This window comes from Paraburkholderia sp., assembly GCF_036488505.1.
Lineage (GTDB): Bacteria > Pseudomonadota > Gammaproteobacteria > Burkholderiales > Burkholderiaceae > Paraburkholderia.
In genome coordinates, this window is record NZ_DASXHN010000429.1 from 1 (window position 1) to 3,272 (window position 3,272).

3 protein-coding genes and 1 pseudogene are annotated in these 3,272 nt (G+C 62.1%); 3 read left to right on the plus strand and 1 reads right to left on the minus strand.

What is annotated here, in order from left to right:
• From VGH68_RS24835 to ligK, 3 genes and pseudogenes are all read left to right on the plus strand, one after another.
• Positions 1-222 (plus strand): annotated as a pseudogene (locus VGH68_RS24835) (porin); the annotation flags it as partial.
• A gap of 64 nt (positions 223-286) precedes the next feature.
• Entirely contained in the window at positions 287-1,312 is a 1,026-nt protein-coding gene (locus VGH68_RS24840; RefSeq protein WP_331606361.1) for an amidohydrolase family protein, read from the plus strand.
• A gap of 1 nt (position 1,313) precedes the next feature.
• Complete coding sequence (gene ligK / locus VGH68_RS24845; protein ID WP_331606362.1) at positions 1,314-1,997, plus strand: 4-carboxy-4-hydroxy-2-oxoadipate aldolase/oxaloacetate decarboxylase; 684 nt, start codon at positions 1,314-1,316, stop codon at positions 1,995-1,997.
• Positions 1,998-2,184: 187 nt separating this feature from the next.
• On the opposite strand, the gene VGH68_RS24850 is transcribed toward ligK, so the two are convergent.
• A complete protein-coding gene (locus VGH68_RS24850; protein ID WP_331606363.1) occupies positions 2,185-3,177 on the minus strand; it encodes an AraC family transcriptional regulator in 993 nt (330 codons plus the stop codon).
• Positions 3,178-3,272: the final 95 nt, after the last annotated feature.

A 3,272-nucleotide genomic window follows, 5' to 3' on the forward strand; every position in this document is an offset into this window, starting at 1 on the left:
ATGATTCTGCGCGGCGGCTACTATCAGACCACGGTGTCGACCGACAAAGCGAGCCGCCGCGGTCTGTCAATGGTGTCGCTCGCGTATCTGCTTTCCAAGCGAACCACGCTCTATAGCGCGGTCGATTACACGTCGTACAAACACGCGGTGGTCAGCACGCTCAATCCGACCGGCTCGTCCAGTCAGACGGCGGTGACTGTCGGTATCGACGTTCTCTTCTAGCCTGACGAATTCATACCCGTGCGCGCGTGATCGATGCACGCGCCGAACTTGCAAGGAGCGACCCATGATCATCGATATCCACGGACACTACACGACCGCGCCCAAAGCGCTGGAGACCTGGCGCAATCGCCAGGTCGCCGCGCTCGGCGATCCGTCGAACAGTCCCAAACCGTCGGAATTGAAGATCAGCGACGACGAGTTGCGCGAATCGATCGAAACCAACCAGTTGCGTTTGATGCGCGAACGCGGACTGGATCTGACGATCTTCAGTCCACGCGCAAGCTTCATGGCTCATCATATCGGCGGGTTCGAGGTGTCGAGCACATGGGCTGCGATCTGCAACGAGCTGTGCTATCGCGTAAGCCAGCTTTTTCCGCACAACTTCATTCCCGCTGCGATGCTGCCGCAAAGTCCCGGCGTCGACATCGCGACATGCATTCCCGAATTCGTCAAATGCGTCGAGCAGTACGGCAATGTCGCGATCAATCTGAATCCCGATCCATCGGGCGGTCACTGGACGAGCCCGCCGCTGTCCGATCGATACTGGTATCCGATCTACGAGAAGATGGTCGAGTACGACGTGCCGGCGATGATTCACGTCAGCACCAGTTGCAACGCGTGTTTCCACACGACGGGCGCGCATTACCTCAACGCTGATACCACCGCATTCATGCAATGCCTGAGCTCGGACCTGTTCAAGGACTTCCCGACGCTGCGCTTCGTGATTCCGCACGGCGGCGGTGCGGTGCCCTACCACTGGGGCCGTTTCCGCGGGCTCGCGCAGGAGATGAAGAAGCCGCCAGTGGAACAGCACCTGCTGAACAACATCTTCTTCGACACCTGCGTGTATCACCAACCGGGCATCGATCTGCTAACCAAAGTGATTCCGGTCGACAACGTGCTGTTCGCGAGCGAAATGATCGGCGCGGTGCGCGGCATCGATCCGTATACGCAGCACTATTTCGATGACACCAAGCGTTATATCGAAGCTGCCGATATGAACGCCGCGCAGCGTTTCAAGATTTACGAAGGCAACGCGCGACGCGTGTACCCGCGCCTCGACACCGCACTTAAAGCACAAGGACGTTGATATGTACGAACTCGGAGTCGTCTATCGCAATATCGCGCGCACGGATAGCCGTGTCGCGGACGCACTCGGTACGCTTGGCAGCGCGACCGTGCACGAGGCCATGGGACGCGTGGGGCTGATGCAGCCTTATATGCGCCCGATCTATCCCGGCGCGCTGGCATCGGGCACTGCCGTCACCGTATTGCTGCACCCCGGCGACAACTGGATGATGCACGTCGCCGCCGAACAGATTCAACCGGGCGACCTGGTGGTCGCGGCCGTCACCGCCGAGTGCACCGACGGCTATTTCGGCGATTTGCTCGCGACCAGCTTCAACGCGCGCGGCGCGCGCGGACTCGTCATCGATGCGGGCGTGCGCGATGTCAGCGTGCTTGAAGCAATGAATTTTCCGGTGTGGAGCAAGGCGATTTCATCGAAAGGCACGATCAAGGCGACGCTCGGCTCGGTGAATGTGCCGGTCGTATGCGCGGGCGCGCTCGTCACGCCCGGTGACGTGGTGGTCGCGGACCGGGATGGCGTGGTGGTCGTACCGCGGGCGATGGCGGAAAAAACGCTCGACAGTGCAAGCGCGCGCGAGGCAAACGAAGCGCACAAGCGCGCGAAGCTGGCTTCGGGCGTGTTGGGGCTCGACATGTATCAGATGCGCGAGCCGCTCGCGAAGCTGGGCTTGCGTTATATCGACTGATTCGGCCAATTGCTGGTGTTGCCGCGACGACGCGCGTCGTCGCGGCCCGACTCGTCGGCCACCGCTGCATCTGCCCAACCAATGCTTGCTGCGCTCAACAACGGCGCCTGACGCAACCGCTTGCGGCGGATGCGCAATGGCGATACTTTCGCGCGGCTCGACGGACTGCAGTGAAGCACCGGCGCCGCTAATCGGCCGTGTGCTGTGTCTGTGTGTGTGCCTGAGTCTGCGCGCGTCGCCAGTCAGCGGGTGTCATCCCCAGATGCTGCGTAAAGATGCGTCTGAACGCCGCCACCGATTGGTAGCCGACGCTTTCCGCCACGGCTTCGGTGGAAACGCCCTGCCTTTTCAGTTCGTTGGCGGCCAACGCCATTCGCACGTCCGTCAATAGATCATTGGGGGACCGCCCCAGCTTGTCCTGAAAGTGGCGGATCAACGTTGCGCGCGACATGCTGCACAGTTCGGCCAGCTCGGTCAGCGTCCACGCATGCGCCGGCTCGTTGAAGATGACCGCCAGCGCAGGGGCCAGGCGCGGATATCCAGCGAGAGCCAGCAGTCCGGTCGGGCTCTCGCCCCCCTCTCCGCGTCCCGCTGCTTCGCCGGCCACGCGCAGCGCCAGCGCGAAAAGCGCCGCCGATAGCGCATTCATCATCGCGTAGCCGCCCAGGTTGCCGGCGCTCGACTCTGTGCGCATCAGCGCCACCAGACCTTCCAGTTGAGCTTGCGCGTCGCCGCGACGCGCTTCCTCCGCCGAGGTGCGGATCACGAGCCGGGCCGGCAGGTACGCGCGAATAAAGCGATCGTGCGGTGGCGCGAGCACGATCCGTCCGCAGAGCATGTCCAGACGCGGACCCCTGCCGTTGTTTTCGCTAATGACCAGATTCAGTTCTTCGCGCTCCCGTGCCGGCTTCGCTCGCGCGCCGCCGCCGTCGCCGAGGATATGGGCCGAACCGTGCGTGAGCATCACGATATCGCCCGCGCAAAGACTTTGCGGCTTGCCGGTGCCTGGCGTTTCCAGCACGGCCGAGCCGCCGAGGATGATGTGGTACGGCATCTCGCCCGCGGCTGAATCACTGTAGACGACCTGCCACGGCGCGCCGTACGCGCATCGAAGTTCAAGCTGGCCGCGCACGGTCATCATGCCGAGCAGGCGGCTGAGCCAATCGAGTGGGGGTGACATATTTAACCTCGGGCTTAAGGTCGGGTTTAAGCGAACCTTCTCGCGCTTGATACTTTTGAGCATCATATTGGCAACATTAAGACTCAACAGGATCA

Coding starts and splice junctions, on each gene's coding strand:
- VGH68_RS24840 (WP_331606361.1), top strand. CDS start 287: ATGATCATCGATATCCACGGACACTACACGACCGCGCCCAAAGCGCTG.
- ligK (WP_331606362.1), top strand. CDS start 1,314: ATGTACGAACTCGGAGTCGTCTATCGCAATATCGCGCGCACGGATAGC.
- VGH68_RS24850 (WP_331606363.1), bottom strand. CDS start 3,177: ATGTCACCCCCACTCGATTGGCTCAGCCGCCTGCTCGGCATGATGACC.